This is a genomic window from Gordonia bronchialis DSM 43247 (genome assembly GCF_000024785.1).
Taxonomy (GTDB): domain Bacteria; phylum Actinomycetota; class Actinomycetes; order Mycobacteriales; family Mycobacteriaceae; genus Gordonia; species Gordonia bronchialis.
In genome coordinates this window covers 1,839,180-1,855,912 of record NC_013441.1, presented here as the reverse complement: position 1 = coordinate 1,855,912, position 16,733 = coordinate 1,839,180, and the positions used below count along the sequence as shown (strand labels likewise).

Here is a 16,733-nt window from a genome sequence, read left to right as displayed (position 1 = left end):
ACTTTCCCGATGAGCACCCCCGCCACCGAAGTCGCACCGGAACCGGTGCGCAGACGATCTCTCTACCGCGGCAACCCCGGTATGTGGTCCTGGGTATTGCACCGGATCACCGGTGTCACCATATTCTTCTTCCTCTTCGTCCACGTGCTGGACACCGCGGTCATCCGCGTTGATCCCAATCAGTACGACGAGATCATCGCCACCTACAAGACGCCCATCGTCGGGCTCATGGAGATCGGCCTGGTCGCCTGCGTGCTCTTCCACGCATTCAACGGACTGCGCATCATCCTGATCGACTTCTGGTCGAAGGGACCCAAGTACCAGCGTCAGATGCTGTGGGCGATCCTCACGCTCTTCGTCATCGTCTTCGGAGCTGCCACGGTCCGCCTGTTGCAGATCCTGATCACCCACTCGTTCGGAGACCACTGATGAGCGCCCCGGAAGCCACGCAGCACCTCGCCAAGACGCTGGGCACCGATTACGATCGGCCGGCCAGCCTCGACAATCCGCGTTCGCCGCGCAAGTCCAAGGGCGGCAACTTCGAGAAGAACGCATGGATGTTCATGCGCTTCTCCGGCCTCGCCCTCATCATCCTCACCATCGGCCACATGTTCATCATGTTGGCGTGGGACAGCCAGGGGGTGCACCGCATCGACGCGGCATTCGTGCTCGAACGCTGGAGCTCGCCGTTCTGGCAGATCTGGGACCTCTCGATGCTCTGGCTGGCCCAGTTGCACGGCGGTAACGGAGTGCGGACGGTGATCGCCGACTATTCCCGCAAGGACTCGACCCGCTTCTGGCTCAACGTCCTGCTCGGGGTGTCGATGATCCTCATCCTCGTTCTCGGCACCTACGCGATCCTCACCATCGGCGCGGTCGACGCCGACTAAGGAGACTGAAGAACACATGCAGGAACACCGCTACGACGTCGTCATCGTCGGTGCAGGCGGCGCCGGCATGCGCGCTGCCATCGAGGCCGCGCCCCGCGCCCGCACCGCCGTTCTCACCAAGCTCTACCCCACGCGCAGCCACACCGGCGCGGCGCAGGGCGGCATGTGTGCCGCGCTGGCCAACGTCGAGGAGGACAACTGGGAGTGGCACACCTTCGACACGGTCAAGGGAGGCGACTACATCGTCGACCAGGACGCCGCCGAGATCATGGCCAAGGAGGCCATCGACGCGGTTCTCGACCTCGAGAAGATGGGTTTGCCGTTCAACCGCACCCCCGAGGGCAAGATCGACCAGCGCCGATTCGGTGGGCACACCCGTGACCACGGCAAGGCTCCCGTCCGACGCGCCTGCTACGCCGCCGACCGCACCGGCCACATGATCCTGCAGACGCTGTATCAGAACTGCGTCAAGCACGACGTCGAGTTCTTCAACGAGTTCTACGCCCTCGACATCTGCCTGGGTGAGAACGCCGAGGGCGAGCTGGTGGCCACCGGTGTTGTCGCCTACGAGTTGGCGACCGGCGAGATCCACGTCTTCCATGCCAAGTCGATCGTGTTCGCCACCGGCGGATCGGGACGCATGTACAAGACGACGTCCAACGCGCACACCCTCACCGGTGACGGCATGGGCATCATCTTCCGCAAGGGACTTCCCTTGGAGGACATGGAGTTCCACCAGTTCCATCCGACCGGCCTGGCCGGCCTGGGCATCCTCATCTCCGAGGCGGTCCGCGGTGAGGGCGGCATCCTGCGCAACGTCGACGGCGAACGCTTCATGGAACGCTATGCGCCCACCATCAAGGACCTCGCGCCGCGCGACATCGTCGCCCGGTCGATGGTGCTCGAGGTGCTCGAGGGACGTGGCGCCGGCCCCAACAAGGACTACGTCTACATCGACGTCACCCACCTCGGTGAGGACGTGCTCAACGAGAAACTCCCCGACATCACCGAGTTCTCCCGCACCTACCTCGGCGTGGACCCGGTGACCGAGTACGTGCCGGTCTTCCCGACCTGCCACTACGTGATGGGCGGCATCCCGACCAACATCGAGGGCCAGGTGCTGCGCAACAACGACGAGGTGGTCCACGGCCTGTTCGCCGCGGGCGAGTGCGCGTGCGTGTCGGTGCATGGCGCCAACCGGCTGGGCACCAACTCGCTGCTGGACATCAACGTGTTCGGACGCCGCGCGGGGATCGCCGCCGCCGAGTACGCCAACAGCGCCGAGTTCGTGGAGCTGCCGGAGAATCCGACCGAGATGGTCGACGGCTGGATCGGCGACATGCTCTCCGAACACGGCCACGAGCGCGTCGCCGACATCCGCACCGAACTGCAGGCGTCGATGGACGCCAACGCATCGGTGTTCCGTACCGAGGAGACCCTCAAGCAGGCGCTCAAGGACATCCACGGATTCAAGGAGCGTTACGCGCACGTGCGGGTGCACGACAAGGGCAAGCGGTTCAACTCCGACCTGCTCGAAGCCATCGAGCTGGGCTTCTTGCTGGAGATGGCCGAGGTCACCGTCGTCGGCGCACTCAACCGCAAGGAATCCCGCGGCGGGCACGCGCGCGAGGACTACCCCAACCGCGACGACGTGAACTACATGCGCCACACGATGGCCTACAAGAAGGGAACCGACCTGCTCTCCGACATCGAGCTGGACTACAAGCCCGTGGTGCAGACCCGATACGAGCCGATGGAGCGTAAGTACTGATGACCTCGATCATGGACAAGCCGGCTCCCATCTCCGACGAGCCGCCACTGCCAGAGGTGCCCGACGAGGCCACCATGGTGACCCTGAAGATCTTCCGCTTCAACCCGGAGGATCCCGATGCCCAGGGCTACGAGAGCTTCCGCGTGCCGGCCCTGCCGACCGACCGCCTGCTCAACCTGCTCCTGTACGTGAAGGGCTACCTCGACGGCACCCTCACCTTCCGGCGCAGCTGCGCGCACGGAGTGTGCGGTTCGGATGCGATGCGGGTCAACGGCGTCAACCGGCTGGCATGCAAGCTGCTGATGAAGGACATGCTCCCCAAGGACAAGAGCAAAGAGATCACCATCACCATCGAACCCATCAAGGGTCTGCCGGTGGAGAAGGATCTCGTGGTCAACATGGAGCCGTTCTTCGACGCCTACCGGGCGATCAAGCCGTTCCTCATCACAAGCGGCAACGAGCCGACGCGTGAGCGCATCCAATCCGCTACCGACCGTGCGCGTTTCGACGACACCACCAAGTGCATCCTCTGTGCCTGCTGCACCACGAGCTGCCCGGTGTTCTGGAACGAGGGCAGCTACTTCGGTCCGGCCGCGATCGTCAACGCACATCGCTTCATCTTCGACAGCCGCGACGAGGGTGCGGTGGAACGTCTCGACATCCTCAACGACGTCGACGGCGTGTGGCGGTGCCGCACCACCTTCAACTGCACCGACGCCTGCCCGCGTGGCATCCAGGTCACGCAGGCCATCCAGGAGGTCAAGCGGGCGCTCATGTTCTCCCGCTGATCCACGATCTTCTCTCTGCAGCCCGCCGAAGGCCCGCACCGAACCTGGTGCGGGCCTTCGTCGTAGCGGACTGTGCCGTCAGGCTGTCAGCGACGCCGGGACGAGCGTGACGGCGAACGGCTCGGTGACCCCGAAGGTCTGCTCGGCGGTGGCGCGCGCCACCTCCCGGTACATCCCGTCGACGAGTGCCCACGCGAGGATCGACGGCTCGTCCGGGTCGATGACCCAGTAGTGGGCGCATCCGGCGCGCTGCAGACGGTCCTTCTTCAACAGCAGGTCGACGCCCCGGGTGGACTTCGACAGGACTTCGACGGCCAGGACCGGCGCGCCGGGCAGGTTGGCGTCGGTGAACGAGGTCGGTGGCGCGACGAGGAGATCGGGCTGGAGCTTGGTGTCCTCGGCCAGGACGACGTCGAGAGGCGCGAACAAGACCTCGAGGCCAGGCGGACACGCGGCGTGTAGCGCACGGTACATCCCAGCCACCACGCGCTGATGGACGAGTCGCGGTGCCGGGCTCACGATGAGGACGCCGTCGATGAGTTCGTAACGCCAGCCGTCATCGGGTACCGAGTCCAGGTCGGCGCACGTCAGACCGCGGCCACTCGGCAGGGTCCACGTCTCGGTCGTCACCGTTGTCATGGTACGACTCCTCCTTTGTCACGCCCACCCAGTGTGGACCACCGACGCCGTCGACAACCGAATGATATTGCTGCTGTGGATAACTCGATGCCGGGTGAATTCGAGGGAACCGGATCGGGCCGCACTGCGTCCAAGTTTGCGTCCCGCATCCGACCCAGGGAGCTCCGATGTCTCGCATCATCACCTCGATCGTGTCCGTCCTCGTCGGCACACTGCTCGTGCCGGCCGCCATGCACACCACACCCGCGCATGCCGCACCCGCCGAGCCGAAGCCCGGCGACCGCATCACGATCGCGTTGACCTCCGACCGTCAGTACAACAGCGCGGCCACCTGGTTCGACGCACACAACCGGATGCAGACCCAAACCGACCTACCACTGCCACGGCAAGACCAGAAGTCGCGACTGTGGACGGGAACGATGGTGTACACCAACGCGATTCGTGATCCGCACCTCGACGTGATGTTCCAGTCGACGGGCAACTACGCGCGCTGCGAGATCTGGGTGAACGAGCACCGGATCGTGGAGAAGACAACCCGCGGGAAGTTCGCGACCGTGTACTGCGACGGCTCCACCGAGCCACCCACACACACTGCGCCGACGCCCCGCCACCGCTAACGTCATGCTGTGCCCGCTGCCTTCTCCGACTCCTCGACGGCCCGCCTGCGTGTGCTCGAGCTGCGCCATGCCGAAACCGAGCCGCCCGGCGCATATTCGGCCGTTCTCGATGAACTCGCCGAGGTGCACACCGTCCGCGTCTGGCGGGACCCACTCCCCGACGAGATCGCCGGTATCGACGCGATTGTCGCGATGGGCGGCGCCATGGGAGTCGGTGATGCTGATCGGTTGCCGTGGCTCGCCGAGGAGATCGACTTCCTCACCGCGGCAATCAGGCTCGACATCCCGGTCTGGGGTGTCTGCCTCGGCTCACAACTGCTGGCCGCCGCGCTGGGAGCCGACGTGATCCGGGCGCCCTCACCCGAACTCGGGGTCCGACGGGTCGCACTGAACGAGCCCGGCCGGGCCGACCCGGTCTGGGGTGGCCTGCCGAATCCCGAATTCGTCACGGTGCAATGACATTTCGACACCTTCGCACTCCCCGACGGCGCGGAGTTGCTGGCCTCCTCCGTTCAGTGTCGTCATCAGGTGTTCCGGTTCGGCCGCAGCTACGGCGTACAGTTCCACGCCGAGGCCGGCGAGGCGATGGTGCGCACGTGGCTCTCCCATGCGGAGTCCCACGCCGCGGTGACCGCGACCATCGGACGCGACGCCACCGACCGGTTCCCCCACGACGCCGCGCAGGCCGAGGTGACCACCGTGCCGATGGCACATGCGGTGATGCGCCGCTGGCTCGATCTGGTGGCGCGCAACCGCCGGTGACGATCGGCCCGGACACACTACTGTCAAGGACGACACGAGTGAGGTGCACGATGACCCCAACCGACCAGCCCACCCTCGGCGCGCGCAGTGCAGCGCACCTGTGGGGCCATTTCGCCCGCCACGGCAACGGGATTCGCCCGCCGGTCATCACCCGCGGCGACGGTGTCCGCATCTTCGACGACACCGGGCGCAGCTACCTCGACGGCCTGTCGGGGCTCTTCGTCGTGCAGGTCGGACACGGCCGTGACGAGCTGGCGCAGGCCGCCGCACGACAGGCCAAAGAACTGGCATTCTTTCCGCTCTGGTCCTATGCCACCCCACCGGCGATCGAACTCGCCGAGCGGCTCGCGGCCTACGCACCCGGTGACCTCAACCGCGTCTTCTTCACCACCGGCGGCGGCGAAGCGGTGGAGTCGGCGTGGAAACTGGCCAAGCAGTACTTCAAGCTGACCGGGAAACCCGGGAAACACAAGGTGATCTCCCGGGCGGTCGCCTACCACGGCACGCCGCAGGGCGCATTGGCGATCACCGGCGTACCGGCCCTCAAACAACCCTTCGAGCCGCTCACCCCGGGTGCGTTCCGGGTGCCCAACACCAACCTGTATCGCGCGCCCGACGACATGTCGACAGACCCGAAGAAGTTCGGCAGGTGGGCCGCCGACCGTATAGCGGAAGCCATCGAGTTCGAGGGACCCGACACCGTCGCCGCGGTCTTCCTGGAACCGGTGCAGAACGCCGGCGGCTGCTTTCCGCCCCCGCCGGGCTACTTCGACCGGGTGCGCGAGATTTGCGACGAGTACGACGTCCTGTTGGTCTCTGACGAGGTGATCTGCGCCTTCGGCCGCATCGGTTCCATGCTCGCCTGCGACGACTTCGGATACGTGCCCGACATCATCACCTGCGCGAAAGGCATGACGTCGGGCTACTCACCGATCGGCGCGATGATCGCTTCGGACAGACTCTTCGAACCGTTCAACGACGGGACGACGTCGTTCCCGCACGGTTACACCTTCGGCGGTCACCCGGTATCCGCAGCCGTCGCCCTGGCCAATCTCGACATCTTCGAACGTGAGGGCCTCAACGACCACGTCAAGGCCACCGCACCCGCGTTCCGCGCGACCCTGCAGAAACTCCATGACCTGCCCATCGTCGGCGACGTCCGCGGCGAGGGCTTCTTCCACGCCATCGAGCTCGTCAAGGACAAGACCACCAAGGAGTGCTTCTCCGACGCCGAGTCGGAACGGATTCTGCGCGGATTCCTGTCCGGGGCGCTGTTCGACGCCGGACTGTACTGTCGCGCGGACGACCGGGGCGACCCCGTCGTCCAGCTGGCTCCGCCCCTGATCGCCGGGCAGGCCGAGTTCGACGAGATCGAGCAGATCCTCCGGCAGGTTCTCGGCGAGGCTCACGCTCTGCTCTGACCGCCCCACGCACCATCCTGTGGGCACAAAACCCCGGCCTCCGACCGCCGCTGTCGTCGACCGCATCTGCGCGCCGGGCGCTGGTAACGTGCGGAGTCGTGAAACCGGGGTGGCGGCATCAGATGCTGCGCGTGCTGACCGCATGCGGTCTGGCCGCGCTGGTGGTGACGGGGGCCGCGCCGGCAGCCGCCGCTCCCCCGACGCCAGTCACCGATCACTGCCCGCACCGGGTCCACACTCCGCCTGCTGTCGACGCGTCCGAGGTTGTCTCCCCCGGTTCCACCACGCCCACCCCGCTACCGGTGCCCACGCCGCCGGTCGGTGGCGCTGCGCTCAGCGGCTGCGGAGTGATCGCCGACCCGTCCGCGGGCCCGATTCCGCAGCGACTGACCTCGGCGGCGTGGCTGATCGCCGACGTCGACAGCGGCCACGTCATCGCTGCCAAGGACCCGCACGGCCGGTATCGTCCGGCGTCCACCATCAAGGTTCTGCTCGCCCTCGTGGCGCTGCGGGACCTTCACCTCGACGACGTCGTGGAACCGACCGTCGAGGACTGGAGTACCGAAGGCGACTCCTGCGGGATGGGGCCGGGCGGGCACTACACGACCCGCGATCTGCTCACCGGCCTGCTCATGGTCTCGGGTAACGACTGTGCGAATGCGCTGTCCCGGTCGCTCGGTGGCACCGAGGCCACGCTGGCGAAGATGAACGAGTTGGCGGCCTCTCTCGGCGCGCACGACACCCGGGCGGCCAGCCCGTCCGGCCTCGACGCAGCCGGGATGTCGACGTCCCCCTACGACATGGCGCTGTTCTTCCGTGCCGCTTTGCGGGACAACACCTTCCGCGAGCTGATCGGCTTGCGCACCTTCCGTTTCCCCGACTATCCGCCCCGCGCCGACGTCCCCGGCGACAAACCCCATCCGGCCTACGACATGTATACGTCCAATCACCTTCTGCTAGAAGACTATCCGGGCATGATCGGCGGCAAGACCGGTTACACCGACGACGCACTGAAGACCTTTGTCGGCGCGGTACATCGCGACGGGCGCACCATCATGGTCGTGCAGATGTACGGGCTGTCGGTGGCCGGCGACATGTACTGGGATCAGGCGAAATCCATGTTCGACTACGGATTCCGGTCCGCACGCACCGTCTCGGTCGGTTCACTCGTGGACCCGACACCGTCCGCCGCAGCGACGACGACGCCGGCGCACCCGGACGTCACCCAGCGCGCCGGGCCGTCGTCGGATTCGGCGAGTTCGACGTCGCTGCAGATTCTGATCGGCCTCGTCGCCTCTCTCGTCGCGGTGTGTCTGCTTCTATTGGGCCTGCGGTTCCTCGGCGCCAAGAAGCGGTAGCCGCCGGCGCCGACGGCCGCCGGATTCACCTGCGGCGCATCATCCATCCGAGGACGGCGCTGGCCGCCGCACCCACCCCGATCGCCCCGACGACCACGCCCGGCCGGGGGACGGGACTGACCTGAGTGGTCGGCGCGAGGACCACGGGTCGGAGCCGCTCGTCCTCCTCCTCGACCTGATACGCGGCGTTGATCGGGTCGGTGGCACACCACGCCGATGCGTAGAGCACGATGCGCGAAGCGAGGTAGGCGAAGACCATGAGGCCCAGGATCGGTCCGAAGGCGATGCCCGCCGGACTGCTGAGAACCGACTTGAGGTAGAGCCCGCCGAGGGATTTCACGATTTCGAAGGCGATGGCGGTGGCCAGGCCCGCCTTCATCGCATTGACAAACGGCAACGGCACCAACGGAAGTCGCGCGAGCACGAAGGTGAACAGCAGCCAGGAGGCGAAGACCGAGATCAGGATGGACACGACGCGCACGACCACGGGCGCCCACGACGCGTCGTCGAGGCTCACCCACGAGAGCAGCTTGGTGGTCAGACCGCTGTTGCCCAGCGCAGTCAGCGCCATCGTGGCGGCGAAGGCCACGCCCAGCAGAACGAATGTCACCAGGTCCCACACCTTGGACATGACCGGGTTGCGATCCACCCTGCCGCCATACATCTCGGTGAATGCCACGCGAACCCCGGAGATCCAGCCGATACCGGTGAAAGCCGCACCGAAGAGCCCGATGAGGCCGACGGTGGCTCGCGAGTCGATGGCCGAGTCGATCACATCACCGAGTTGGTCTCCGGCTTGGCCCGGCATGGCGTCGACGATGGCGTTCTTGAGCTCGTCGAGTAGTTCGGGCCGGCTCGCGAGGACAAATGCCGCTATCGCGAAACCGACCATGATGATCGGCACGATCGCGAGGATGCCGTTGAAGCTGATGCCGGCGGCGTAGACATTGCCGCGCCGATCGTTGTATCGCTCGACGGTGGCCACGAGATGGTTGATCCACGGCCAGCGCTCACGCGCCTGCGCGAACGCCGCCTTGCCCTTGTCGACCAGCGACGGCTTGGACTCCTCGGACGGGTCGGGAACGGCGTGGCCGGCCTGCAGGTATTTCTCGGATGCCGGGGAGGCCTCGGACTGCGGGGCCGAGTTCGCGGACGTCATCGGTGCTGCCTTCCTCGTCGGTGCTGCCGTCGACTGCGCGGGTCCACCCGACTCCCCACGGTCGCCGTGGCACGCCTTCACCCTGGCACGATCACCGCGCAGCCGGTGCCAAGAACCCCACTTTGTCATAGACGTCGGCAAGCGTCGCGGAAGCGACCTCCCGGGCGCGGGCCGCGCCCTGGGCAAGGATCTCGTCGAGGTGGGCGGGATCGTCGAGGTAGGCCGCCACGCGACCGCGCAACGGCGTGACGAACTCGGTGAGGACCTCGGCGGTCTCCACCTTGAGCTCGCCGTACCCCTTGCCCGCGTACTTGGCGACCAGATCGTCGATGCCGACCCCCGACAGCGCCGACTGGATGGTGAGCAGGTTGCTGACGCCGGGTTTGGTCTCTCGGTCGAACAGGATCTCCGTGCCGGTGTCGGTGACCGCCGAGCGGATCTTCTTGGCCGACCGCTTGGGATCGTCGAGCAGATTGATCAGACCCTTGTCGGTGTCGGCGGATTTGCTCATCTTGGCAGTCGGGTTCTGCAGGTCGTAGATCTTGGCGAACTCTTTGACGATGAACGCCTCCGGTACGCGGAACGCCTTGCCGAATCGCTTGTTGAAGCGCTGCGCCAGGTCACGGGTCAGCTCGAGATGCTGCCGCTGATCCTCACCCACCGGCACCCGGTCGACCTGAAACGCGAGAATGTCGGCGGCCATCAGGATCGGGTACGTGAACAGACCGACACCGGCCGCGTCGACACCCTGCTTGGCGGATTTGTCCTTGAACTGCGTCATCCGGCCGGCCTCACCGAAGCCGGTGATACACGACAGGACCCACGTCAGCTGCGCGATCTCGGGAACATGTGACTGCACGTAGATGGTTGCGCGGGACGGATCGACGCCGACCGCGAGCAACTGGGCGACACTGACGCGGGTGCGCTCACGCAGTTGCGCCGGGTCGTGCGGCACGGTGATCGCGTGCATGTCGGGGATGAAGTAGAAGGTGTCGAAATCCTCCTGCAACTCGACCCATTGCCGCACGGCGCCCAGATAGTTGCCGAGGTGGAAGGAATCACTGGTCGGCTGGATGCCGGAGAGCACCCGCCGCGGGGTGGTCTCCGCGGTCGCGGACGGGGAATCGCTGGTCATGCGTCCAGTCTCTCAAACGATGTCACTGGAATTTCACGGTGACCGGTGCATGATCCGACCAACGCAGATCGTAGGCGGGAGCCCGGTCGACGGTGGCCTTGACGGCGCGCTGCGCCAGCGACCGGTTGGTCAGCTGATAGTCGATGCGCCATCCGGCGTCGTTGTCGAAGGCCTTGCCTCGCCATGACCACCACGAGTACGGACCGTCGTCGTCGGGATACTGTTCGCGGACCACATCACGCCAACCGCCCGCGAGCTGCTCACCTACCCAATCCCGTTCGTGCGGAAGGAAACCCGGACTCTTACGGTTGCCCTTCCAGTTCTTGATGTCGGCCTCGGCATGGGCGATGTTCCAGTCGCCACCCACCACCACATGGCGGCGTCGGCGCACCAGTCCGCGCAGATGCTCGGCGAAGGCGGTCATGAACCGGATCTTCTCATCGTGCTTGGCGATGTCCTTGGGTTCGTCGGTCTGCGCGGCACCCTTGGGCAGGTACAGGCTGGCCGCGGTGAGCGCGCCGAGCGGGGTGTCGAAGTCGGCTTCGAGATAGCGACCGGTCGCGTCGAACTCGTCGCTGCCGAAGCCGACGCGCACCGCGCTGGGTTCCACCCGGCTCAGGACCCCGACGCCGGCGTGACCTTTGATCACCGACTCGCTCATCACCAGGTGCCACCCGTCGTCGAGGACTGGCGCGAGCGCCTCCTGTGCCTGCTCTCGCCCGGCGCGGATCTCCTGGAGCAGCACGACGTCGGGTCTGACGTCGTCCAGCCAGGCGGACAATCCCCGGTTGGCCTCCGACCGCTGCTTCATCGCTGCGCGGATGCCGTTGACGTTGATGGTGGAAATCGTGAGCGACACGGGAGTTCACACTACGGATGCCCACCGACGGGACCACTTGGCGGGCATGAGTAGGTAAGGCAAGCCTTGTGCGAACGGGTGGGTTTATGTAATCCTGTCCTAATCCAGCACAGAGGTGAGTTTCATGTTCGTCTGCATTTGCCGCGCCGTCACCGTTGACGAGGTCCATCAGCACGTCGATGACGGCGCTTTCACCGCCGACGCCATCGGCGAGCGGTGCGGTGCGGGCGAGGGATGCGGGACGTGCATCGACAAGCTGAACGCGATCCTCGGCGAAAGGATGTCCACCACTAGCGCAGCCTAACCTCAATACGGCACAACGGTTTTCGTCCCTTCACGCGTTACTCGGCGTGAAGGCTTTCGTCGTGTTACGTTCGCTACACCCTTGGGCGAACGGAGGCTGTCATGCGTGGAGACGATGAGGTCATTGCACTGCTCAACGAGCAGCTCACCAGCGAACTGACCGCGATCAACCAGTACTTTCTGCACGCCAAGATGCAGGCCAACTGGGGCCTGACGGAACTGGCGTCCAAAACCCGTGCCGAATCCATCGAGGAGATGACGCACGCCGAGATCCTCACCGACCGAATCCTTTTCCTCGAAGGACTCCCCAACTACCAGAAGCTGCTGCCGCTGCGGATCGGGCAGACACTCAAGGAACAGTTCGAGTCGGATCTGGCGATCGAGGTGGAGGTGGTCAACCGCCTCAAGCCCGGTATCGCGATGTGCCGCGACAAGGGTGACGTCACCAGCGCCAAGCTCTTCGAGGAGATCCTCAAGGACGAGGAACACCACATCGACTACCTCGAGACGCAACTCGAACTGCTCGAGCGGCTCGGCGAACCGCTCTACCTCTCCAAGTCGGTCTCGACGCCGCCGGATGTGGGCTGAGCGTTCTTGGCGCGGCGGGCGGTGAGGACCGCCAGTCCGAGCACCACCATGCCGGCACCGGCCAGGATGACACCCAGCGCCGACGGTGAGCGGTACCCGAGCCCGGCGCCTACCACGACCCCGCCGAGATAAGCGCCCGCCGCGTTGGCGATGTTGAGTGCGGAGTGGTTGAGTGCCGCCGCCAGGGTCTGCGCATCGTCGGCCACATCCATCAGGCGTGTCTGCAGGGCCGGGATCATCGCCGTCGCCGAGACGCCGACGACAAACGTCAACACCAGTGCGGCCCAAGGGTTCTGCGCGAATGCTGCGAACAGACCGAGTGCGACCGCGGTCATCACCAGCCCACCGAGGATGCTCAGGGTCACGTTGCGGTCGGCGGCCGCGCCCCCGATGATGTTGCCCACGATCATGCCGGTGCCGAAGAGCATCAGCGCAAACGGCACCACCGACACCGACAGTCCGCTCAGCGAGGTGAGCGTCGAGTTCAGGTAGGTGTAGAACGCAAACATCCCACCGAATCCGACGATGCCGATCAGCAGGGTGAACCACACCTGCCCGCGTCGCAGGGCGCCCAGTTCGGTCATCGGGTTGGTCACCGTCATGTCGGCGAGCGAGGGCAGACTGCGCACCAGGGCGACCAGTGTCGCCAGCCCGATGACGACGACGATCGCGAAGGCACTGCGCCAGCCGAAGCTCTCCCCCAGCCACGTGGCGGCGGGTACGCCGAAGACGTTGGCGACCGACAGACCGAGCATCACCTGGCCGACCGCCTTGGCGCGATGTCGGGGTCCGGCGAGGTGGGCTGCCACCAGAGCGGCGACACCGAAGTAGGCGCCGTGCGGCAGTCCGGCGATGAACCGGGCAGCGATGAGCAGCCCGTAGTTGGGTGCGAGCACGGTCGCCAGGTTGCCGACGGTGAACGCGACCATGAGACCGATCAGCAGGGTGCGGCGTGACATCCGCGCGGTCAGGGCCGCGATCAGTGGTGCCCCCACCACCACACCGAGCGCGTAGGCGGAGATGACGTGCCCGGCTGTCGGCTCACTGACCGCGAGCGACGACGCGATGTTGGGCAACAGACCCATCGCCACGAACTCGGTGGTCCCGATCCCGAATCCGCCGAGCGCAAGCGCCAGAATCGCCCAGCGCCGCACCGACGACGGGGCACCGGCCTCCGCGGGCGGGGCGGTCAGGTCCTGTGCGGAGGCGATCGACGACATGACAGGAGCCAACGAGCACTCCCCGAGCACGATTCCCGCGCCGCCGGGTGAGTTCGTTCACACCTGCTCAGAACGGCGGCGGTTCCACCATCCAGGTGCCGTTGGTCGCGTGTCGCCACGGATCGTCAGCCATCGGCTGGCCGACCTCCGGTCCGTAGTGGGTGTGGCGCATGCTGAAGCGGAACACTCCGTCGATGAGCGCGGGAATGAGTCCGGCGTCGTCGGGGCGCACGGAGTCGCAGATCGGGTCGCCGATGATGCAGACCTCCACCACCCGGTGTGCGAGTGACCCGAAGCCGCCAACCCGCGAACCGGTCATCGTGAGACCGGGATACACGCGGTAGTCGGGAAACAGTGTCTCGATGCCGGCACCACGCTGCCCGGCAACCCGGTCACGACGGGGGTCGGCGTAGAGCTCCACCCGGATCTTGTTGGCGGGCACCGAGACTCGACGCATGCCTCGGGCGGTCTGGAGTTCGCGTCCGTTGCCGATGGCGGATACCACATCACCGATGATCCGTGCTCCCTGCGAGAAGCCGACCAGCGCGAGAGGCTGTTGTGGGCATGCCCACGTGTGCCAGTCGATGAGCTGCGCCAGACGTGGCTCTGCCAGTCGCACGTTGTCGTCGTACGTGGATGAACCCAGCGGCCACACCGTGGCCGGGTACTGCAGCGTGAACGCTCGGTAGCCCTGCCGAAGGTATCGCTGCATGGCCGGTGTGGTGTCCGGCGGCGGATCGTCGTTGGTGCCGTTCACCACCACGACGAGTCCGCGTCCCGCACAGGCGTTACCGGGTCGCGCCTGCGCTTCAGCCGTCATCAGGAACGAGGCCACTGCAGCGACGACGAACGCGGCAACGACCGTTACCGCGACCCGCCTCCGATTCCCCGGCAGTGATGGCATGGCACTCAGTCGTCGCTGTCGCCGTTGCCGGAGCCGCTGTTGCCGGAGCCGTTGTCGGACGAGTTCGAACTGTCGCTGGTGGAATTCGAGGTGCCGGACTTCGAGGTGCCGGACTTCGAGGTGCCGGACTTCGAGGTTTCGGAATTCGATGTCGAGTCGTCGGCGCCGTTGTCCGTGGTCGTCGTGCTGTCCTCGGTGTTCTCGGTGTCGCCGGTGCTGCCGCCACCGTTCTGGTCCTGCTGGCCGGTTCCGGAGCCGTCGCCACCGTTGCCGTCGCCGGACTCATCGCTGCCGGGGATCGGTTTGACCACTTGCTTCTCGGGCTGCTTCATCTTGGGGACGTCCTGGATAGTGCTGCCCTGTCCGTTGTCGCCCTGTCCGTTGTCAGCATTGTTGTCGGCGACATCGTCGACGGTGCTGCTCACGACGACCGCATCGTTGCTCGACGAGGCCGATTCGTCGGCGGTCCCCTGATCGGCGGAAAGGACTGTGACCGCCTTCCGCAAGCTCGCCGTCTCGGCCGGGTCGGGATCGTCACCGGCCACCTCGGTGGTCGAGAACGGGGTGACACCCGAGGTGATCGTCGGGCCCGCGGTGACGATCTGACCCGCCCAGTACTTCACGAAGTTCACCGGCATCAGGACAATGCTCTTCACACTCGCCGCGAGCTCTTTGACACCGGTCTTGAACTGGTCGGGGGCCAACTTCACGATGCCCTCGATGATCTTCTGGAAGACGAACACGTCCGGCAGATAGCCGCCGTAGCCGAGCTTGGGCAGCGGGGGCAGCAGATCTGACACGAGTCGGATCGCGGGCTGGAGTTTGGCGAGTTCGATGCCGAACGGCAGGCCAATCGTGGGGCGGTTGGCGATGAAGTCCGGGATCAGTGCGCCGTCGAGGCCGATGGCTGTTGCACCCTGACGAAGCAAACCGACGATGGCCGAGGACTGCTTGATCTCACACGTCGTGGTCGAACCGCTCGTCGTGCAAGTCTTATTCGTCCAGCTCGCGGGATCCTGATACATGTGGAACGGGTAGTAGCCGTGTTTGGTGAAGTATCCGACGAGGCCGTCGAGCGCTCCGATCGGGTCATACAGGGGGTCGGGAAGATCGCAGATCGGATCACCCTCGGCACACACCGAGGTCACCGGGATGTCGCCGAATCCGCCTTCACGAGGGCCGGTCATGGTCAGTCCGGGAATCACCCCGATCAGTGACTGCTCGATCCCGCGGCCGGTCTTGTCGCCGTTCTGGCGGGGATCGGAGTAGAGCTCGCCAGAGAGGCCGTCACTGCTGACGTCGTCGACGATGACTGGATCACCGTTTTCGTCCAGGAGTGGATCACCATTCTTATCAGTGGCAACAATGTCCTTGTCGTCACGATCGTTCCCGATGTCCGACAATACGTCGCCCGCCACTCGCGCACCCTGCGAATAGCCCACCACCTTGACCGGACTTCCCGGGCACGACGACTGATAACCAGCGATCGCCGACTTCGTCGCCGCCGTACCCCTCGCGACATCGTCGTCGTATCCGACTGCCCCCATAGGCCAGAGAGTCGTCGGGTAGTCGACATAGATGATGTCGTAGTCGCCCTTGGCGTTTCCGTTGTTATGCGCTGGACCAGTCCCCTCATATCGCTGTTTGACGCCGATCATGTCGCTGGCATCGGGATCATTGGTGCCCGCAACGATGACCACTGCACCGCCAGCAGCACAGTTTGCATCCGCCCGCGCCTCCCCGATCACCCCGGGCAAGCAATAGGCGATGACCACCGCGAAGGACGACAGGATCGCGATCAGCGCAACCGCGAAGCGGTGCGACCCGGAGAAAGATGACTCGGAAGAATCGGATGGCATGGCGAGCCGATAGGACATTTGTTTCAGTCTTTCGTCCAACCCGAGGCCTCAGAACCGAAGGGGAGGAAGCTCTGATCACGCGGGGCTGAGAGAATCCTAAGTGCACGATCACGAACCTCACAGCACATTCACCGGAACGTGTCGCATGACCTGGGTTTTCGTCGATCCCTGCGTCAGATTTCACCCGGTCGGACTACACGACTCGCAAGCCGGATGGCCTTTGCATCCAGTCCGATCGAGAGGGTTCACGGGCGCAGCGAGGCGTGTTATATCCTTGACGCCAGGTCATGAGCATCAGCGTCAAGCCCCGGCTCGCTGATCGGCAACCCTCCAACCGCGGTGGGGTGCTCCGGGTGATGACCGGGTTGTGGGTTCGTGCAGAACCCCGGCAAGCGCGGGTCCGAAGGTCGGACCCCAAACAGGGCCCAGAGTCCTGCCGACCGTAGAAAGAGATCACTCT

General features: G+C 65.5%; 18 protein-coding genes and 1 riboswitch. Of the genes, 11 read left to right on the top strand and 7 right to left on the bottom strand.

Features of this window, described 5'->3' with window-relative positions; translation table 11 throughout:
* The first annotated feature begins 9 nt into the window (after positions 1-9).
* Genes sdhC through GBRO_RS08740 form a run of 4 tightly spaced genes read left to right on the top strand, consistent with a single transcriptional unit; the run spans position 10 to position 3,449 of the window.
* Positions 10-429 carry a succinate dehydrogenase, cytochrome b556 subunit gene (sdhC, locus tag GBRO_RS08755; RefSeq protein WP_012833599.1) on the top strand — a complete coding sequence of 140 codons (420 nt, stop codon included), beginning with the start codon at positions 10-12 and terminating at the stop codon, positions 427-429.
* Positions 429-890, top strand: a complete 462-nt coding sequence (locus tag GBRO_RS08750) for a succinate dehydrogenase hydrophobic membrane anchor subunit (RefSeq protein ID WP_012833598.1) — start codon at positions 429-431, stop codon at positions 888-890. The genes sdhC and GBRO_RS08750 overlap by 1 nt, the downstream gene beginning before the upstream one ends.
* Positions 891-906: 16 nt before the next feature.
* Positions 907-2,661, top strand: coding sequence for a succinate dehydrogenase flavoprotein subunit (gene sdhA / locus GBRO_RS08745; RefSeq protein WP_012833597.1), 1,755 nt, complete (start codon positions 907-909; stop codon positions 2,659-2,661).
* Positions 2,661-3,449, top strand: a complete 789-nt coding sequence (locus tag GBRO_RS08740; protein ID WP_012833596.1) for a succinate dehydrogenase iron-sulfur subunit — start codon at positions 2,661-2,663, stop codon at positions 3,447-3,449. Before sdhA ends, GBRO_RS08740 begins: the two co-directional genes overlap by 1 nt.
* Positions 3,450-3,527: 78 nt before the next feature.
* On the opposite strand, the gene GBRO_RS08735 is transcribed toward GBRO_RS08740, so the two are convergent.
* Complete coding sequence (locus tag GBRO_RS08735) at positions 3,528-4,088, bottom strand: Uma2 family endonuclease (protein ID WP_012833595.1); 561 nt, start codon at positions 4,086-4,088, stop codon at positions 3,528-3,530.
* A 167-nt stretch (positions 4,089-4,255) separates the two neighbouring features.
* Between GBRO_RS08735 and GBRO_RS08730 the strand changes: the two genes are divergently transcribed.
* From GBRO_RS08730 to GBRO_RS08715, 5 genes are all read left to right on the top strand, one after another.
* A complete protein-coding gene (locus GBRO_RS08730; protein WP_012833594.1) occupies positions 4,256-4,705 on the top strand; it encodes a hypothetical protein in 450 nt (149 codons plus the stop codon).
* A 9-nt stretch (positions 4,706-4,714) separates the two neighbouring features.
* Positions 4,715-5,164, top strand: a complete 450-nt coding sequence (locus GBRO_RS26935; RefSeq protein WP_223373700.1) for a type 1 glutamine amidotransferase — start codon at positions 4,715-4,717, stop codon at positions 5,162-5,164.
* A 69-nt stretch (positions 5,165-5,233) separates the two neighbouring features.
* Positions 5,234-5,467, top strand: coding sequence for a type 1 glutamine amidotransferase family protein (locus tag GBRO_RS26930; RefSeq protein ID WP_223373699.1), 234 nt, complete (start codon positions 5,234-5,236; stop codon positions 5,465-5,467).
* A 50-nt stretch (positions 5,468-5,517) separates the two neighbouring features.
* A complete protein-coding gene (locus GBRO_RS08720; RefSeq protein WP_012833593.1) occupies positions 5,518-6,888 on the top strand; it encodes an aspartate aminotransferase family protein in 1,371 nt (456 codons plus the stop codon).
* Positions 6,889-7,010: 122 nt separating this feature from the next.
* On the top strand, positions 7,011-8,246 hold the full coding sequence (locus GBRO_RS08715) for a D-alanyl-D-alanine carboxypeptidase family protein (protein ID WP_012833592.1): 1,236 nt from the start codon (positions 7,011-7,013) through the stop codon (positions 8,244-8,246).
* Between the two features lie 25 nt (positions 8,247-8,271).
* Here GBRO_RS08715 and GBRO_RS08710 read toward each other — a convergent pair whose 3' ends face one another.
* The 3 genes from GBRO_RS08710 to GBRO_RS08700 form a co-directional block, all read right to left on the bottom strand.
* Positions 8,272-9,405 carry a YhjD/YihY/BrkB family envelope integrity protein gene (locus tag GBRO_RS08710; protein ID WP_012833591.1) on the bottom strand — a complete coding sequence of 378 codons (1,134 nt, stop codon included), beginning with the start codon at positions 9,403-9,405 and terminating at the stop codon, positions 8,272-8,274.
* A 91-nt stretch (positions 9,406-9,496) separates the two neighbouring features.
* Complete coding sequence (gene trpS, locus GBRO_RS08705) at positions 9,497-10,540, bottom strand: tryptophan--tRNA ligase (RefSeq protein WP_012833590.1); 1,044 nt, start codon at positions 10,538-10,540, stop codon at positions 9,497-9,499.
* 22 nt (positions 10,541-10,562) lie between these two features.
* The gene (locus GBRO_RS08700; protein ID WP_012833589.1) at positions 10,563-11,399 is read right to left on the bottom strand and encodes an exodeoxyribonuclease III; all 837 of its coding nucleotides are present in this window, start codon (positions 11,397-11,399) and stop codon (positions 10,563-10,565) included.
* Positions 11,400-11,523: 124 nt separating this feature from the next.
* Between GBRO_RS08700 and GBRO_RS08695 the strand changes: the two genes are divergently transcribed.
* Together GBRO_RS08695 and bfr are read left to right on the top strand one after the other, a co-directional pair.
* On the top strand, positions 11,524-11,703 hold the full coding sequence (locus tag GBRO_RS08695; RefSeq protein ID WP_012833588.1) for a (2Fe-2S)-binding protein: 180 nt from the start codon (positions 11,524-11,526) through the stop codon (positions 11,701-11,703).
* Between the two features lie 101 nt (positions 11,704-11,804).
* Positions 11,805-12,290 carry a bacterioferritin gene (gene bfr, locus GBRO_RS08690; protein ID WP_012833587.1) on the top strand — a complete coding sequence of 162 codons (486 nt, stop codon included), beginning with the start codon at positions 11,805-11,807 and terminating at the stop codon, positions 12,288-12,290.
* Here the strand turns inward: bfr and GBRO_RS08685 are convergent.
* The 3 genes from GBRO_RS08685 to GBRO_RS08675 form a co-directional block, all read right to left on the bottom strand.
* Complete coding sequence (locus GBRO_RS08685) at positions 12,248-13,510, bottom strand: MFS transporter (RefSeq protein WP_012833586.1); 1,263 nt, start codon at positions 13,508-13,510, stop codon at positions 12,248-12,250. The genes bfr and GBRO_RS08685 overlap by 43 nt on opposite strands.
* A gap of 67 nt (positions 13,511-13,577) precedes the next feature.
* Positions 13,578-14,330, bottom strand: a complete 753-nt coding sequence (locus GBRO_RS24680) for a cutinase family protein (protein ID WP_169309869.1) — start codon at positions 14,328-14,330, stop codon at positions 13,578-13,580.
* A gap of 89 nt (positions 14,331-14,419) precedes the next feature.
* The gene (locus tag GBRO_RS08675) at positions 14,420-16,273 is read right to left on the bottom strand and encodes a cutinase family protein (RefSeq protein WP_052298378.1); all 1,854 of its coding nucleotides are present in this window, start codon (positions 16,271-16,273) and stop codon (positions 14,420-14,422) included.
* Between the two features lie 283 nt (positions 16,274-16,556).
* Positions 16,557-16,674, top strand: a riboswitch (SAM riboswitch).
* Positions 16,675-16,733: the final 59 nt, after the last annotated feature.

Coding starts and splice junctions, on each gene's coding strand:
- GBRO_RS24680 (WP_169309869.1), bottom strand. CDS start 14,330: ATGACGGCTGAAGCGCAGGCGCGACCCGGTAACGCCTGTGCGGGACGC.
- GBRO_RS08740 (WP_012833596.1), top strand. CDS start 2,661: ATGACCTCGATCATGGACAAGCCGGCTCCCATCTCCGACGAGCCGCCA.
- sdhA (WP_012833597.1), top strand. CDS start 907: ATGCAGGAACACCGCTACGACGTCGTCATCGTCGGTGCAGGCGGCGCC.
- GBRO_RS08730 (WP_012833594.1), top strand. CDS start 4,256: ATGTCTCGCATCATCACCTCGATCGTGTCCGTCCTCGTCGGCACACTG.
- GBRO_RS08720 (WP_012833593.1), top strand. CDS start 5,518: ATGACCCCAACCGACCAGCCCACCCTCGGCGCGCGCAGTGCAGCGCAC.
- trpS (WP_012833590.1), bottom strand. CDS start 10,540: ATGACCAGCGATTCCCCGTCCGCGACCGCGGAGACCACCCCGCGGCGG.
- bfr (WP_012833587.1), top strand. CDS start 11,805: ATGCGTGGAGACGATGAGGTCATTGCACTGCTCAACGAGCAGCTCACC.
- GBRO_RS08675 (WP_052298378.1), bottom strand. CDS start 16,273: ATGCCATCCGATTCTTCCGAGTCATCTTTCTCCGGGTCGCACCGCTTC.
- GBRO_RS08735 (WP_012833595.1), bottom strand. CDS start 4,088: ATGACAACGGTGACGACCGAGACGTGGACCCTGCCGAGTGGCCGCGGT.
- GBRO_RS08695 (WP_012833588.1), top strand. CDS start 11,524: ATGTTCGTCTGCATTTGCCGCGCCGTCACCGTTGACGAGGTCCATCAG.
- GBRO_RS08685 (WP_012833586.1), bottom strand. CDS start 13,510: ATGTCGTCGATCGCCTCCGCACAGGACCTGACCGCCCCGCCCGCGGAG.
- GBRO_RS08715 (WP_012833592.1), top strand. CDS start 7,011: ATGCTGCGCGTGCTGACCGCATGCGGTCTGGCCGCGCTGGTGGTGACG.
- sdhC (WP_012833599.1), top strand. CDS start 10: ATGAGCACCCCCGCCACCGAAGTCGCACCGGAACCGGTGCGCAGACGA.
- GBRO_RS08710 (WP_012833591.1), bottom strand. CDS start 9,405: ATGACGTCCGCGAACTCGGCCCCGCAGTCCGAGGCCTCCCCGGCATCC.
- GBRO_RS08750 (WP_012833598.1), top strand. CDS start 429: ATGAGCGCCCCGGAAGCCACGCAGCACCTCGCCAAGACGCTGGGCACC.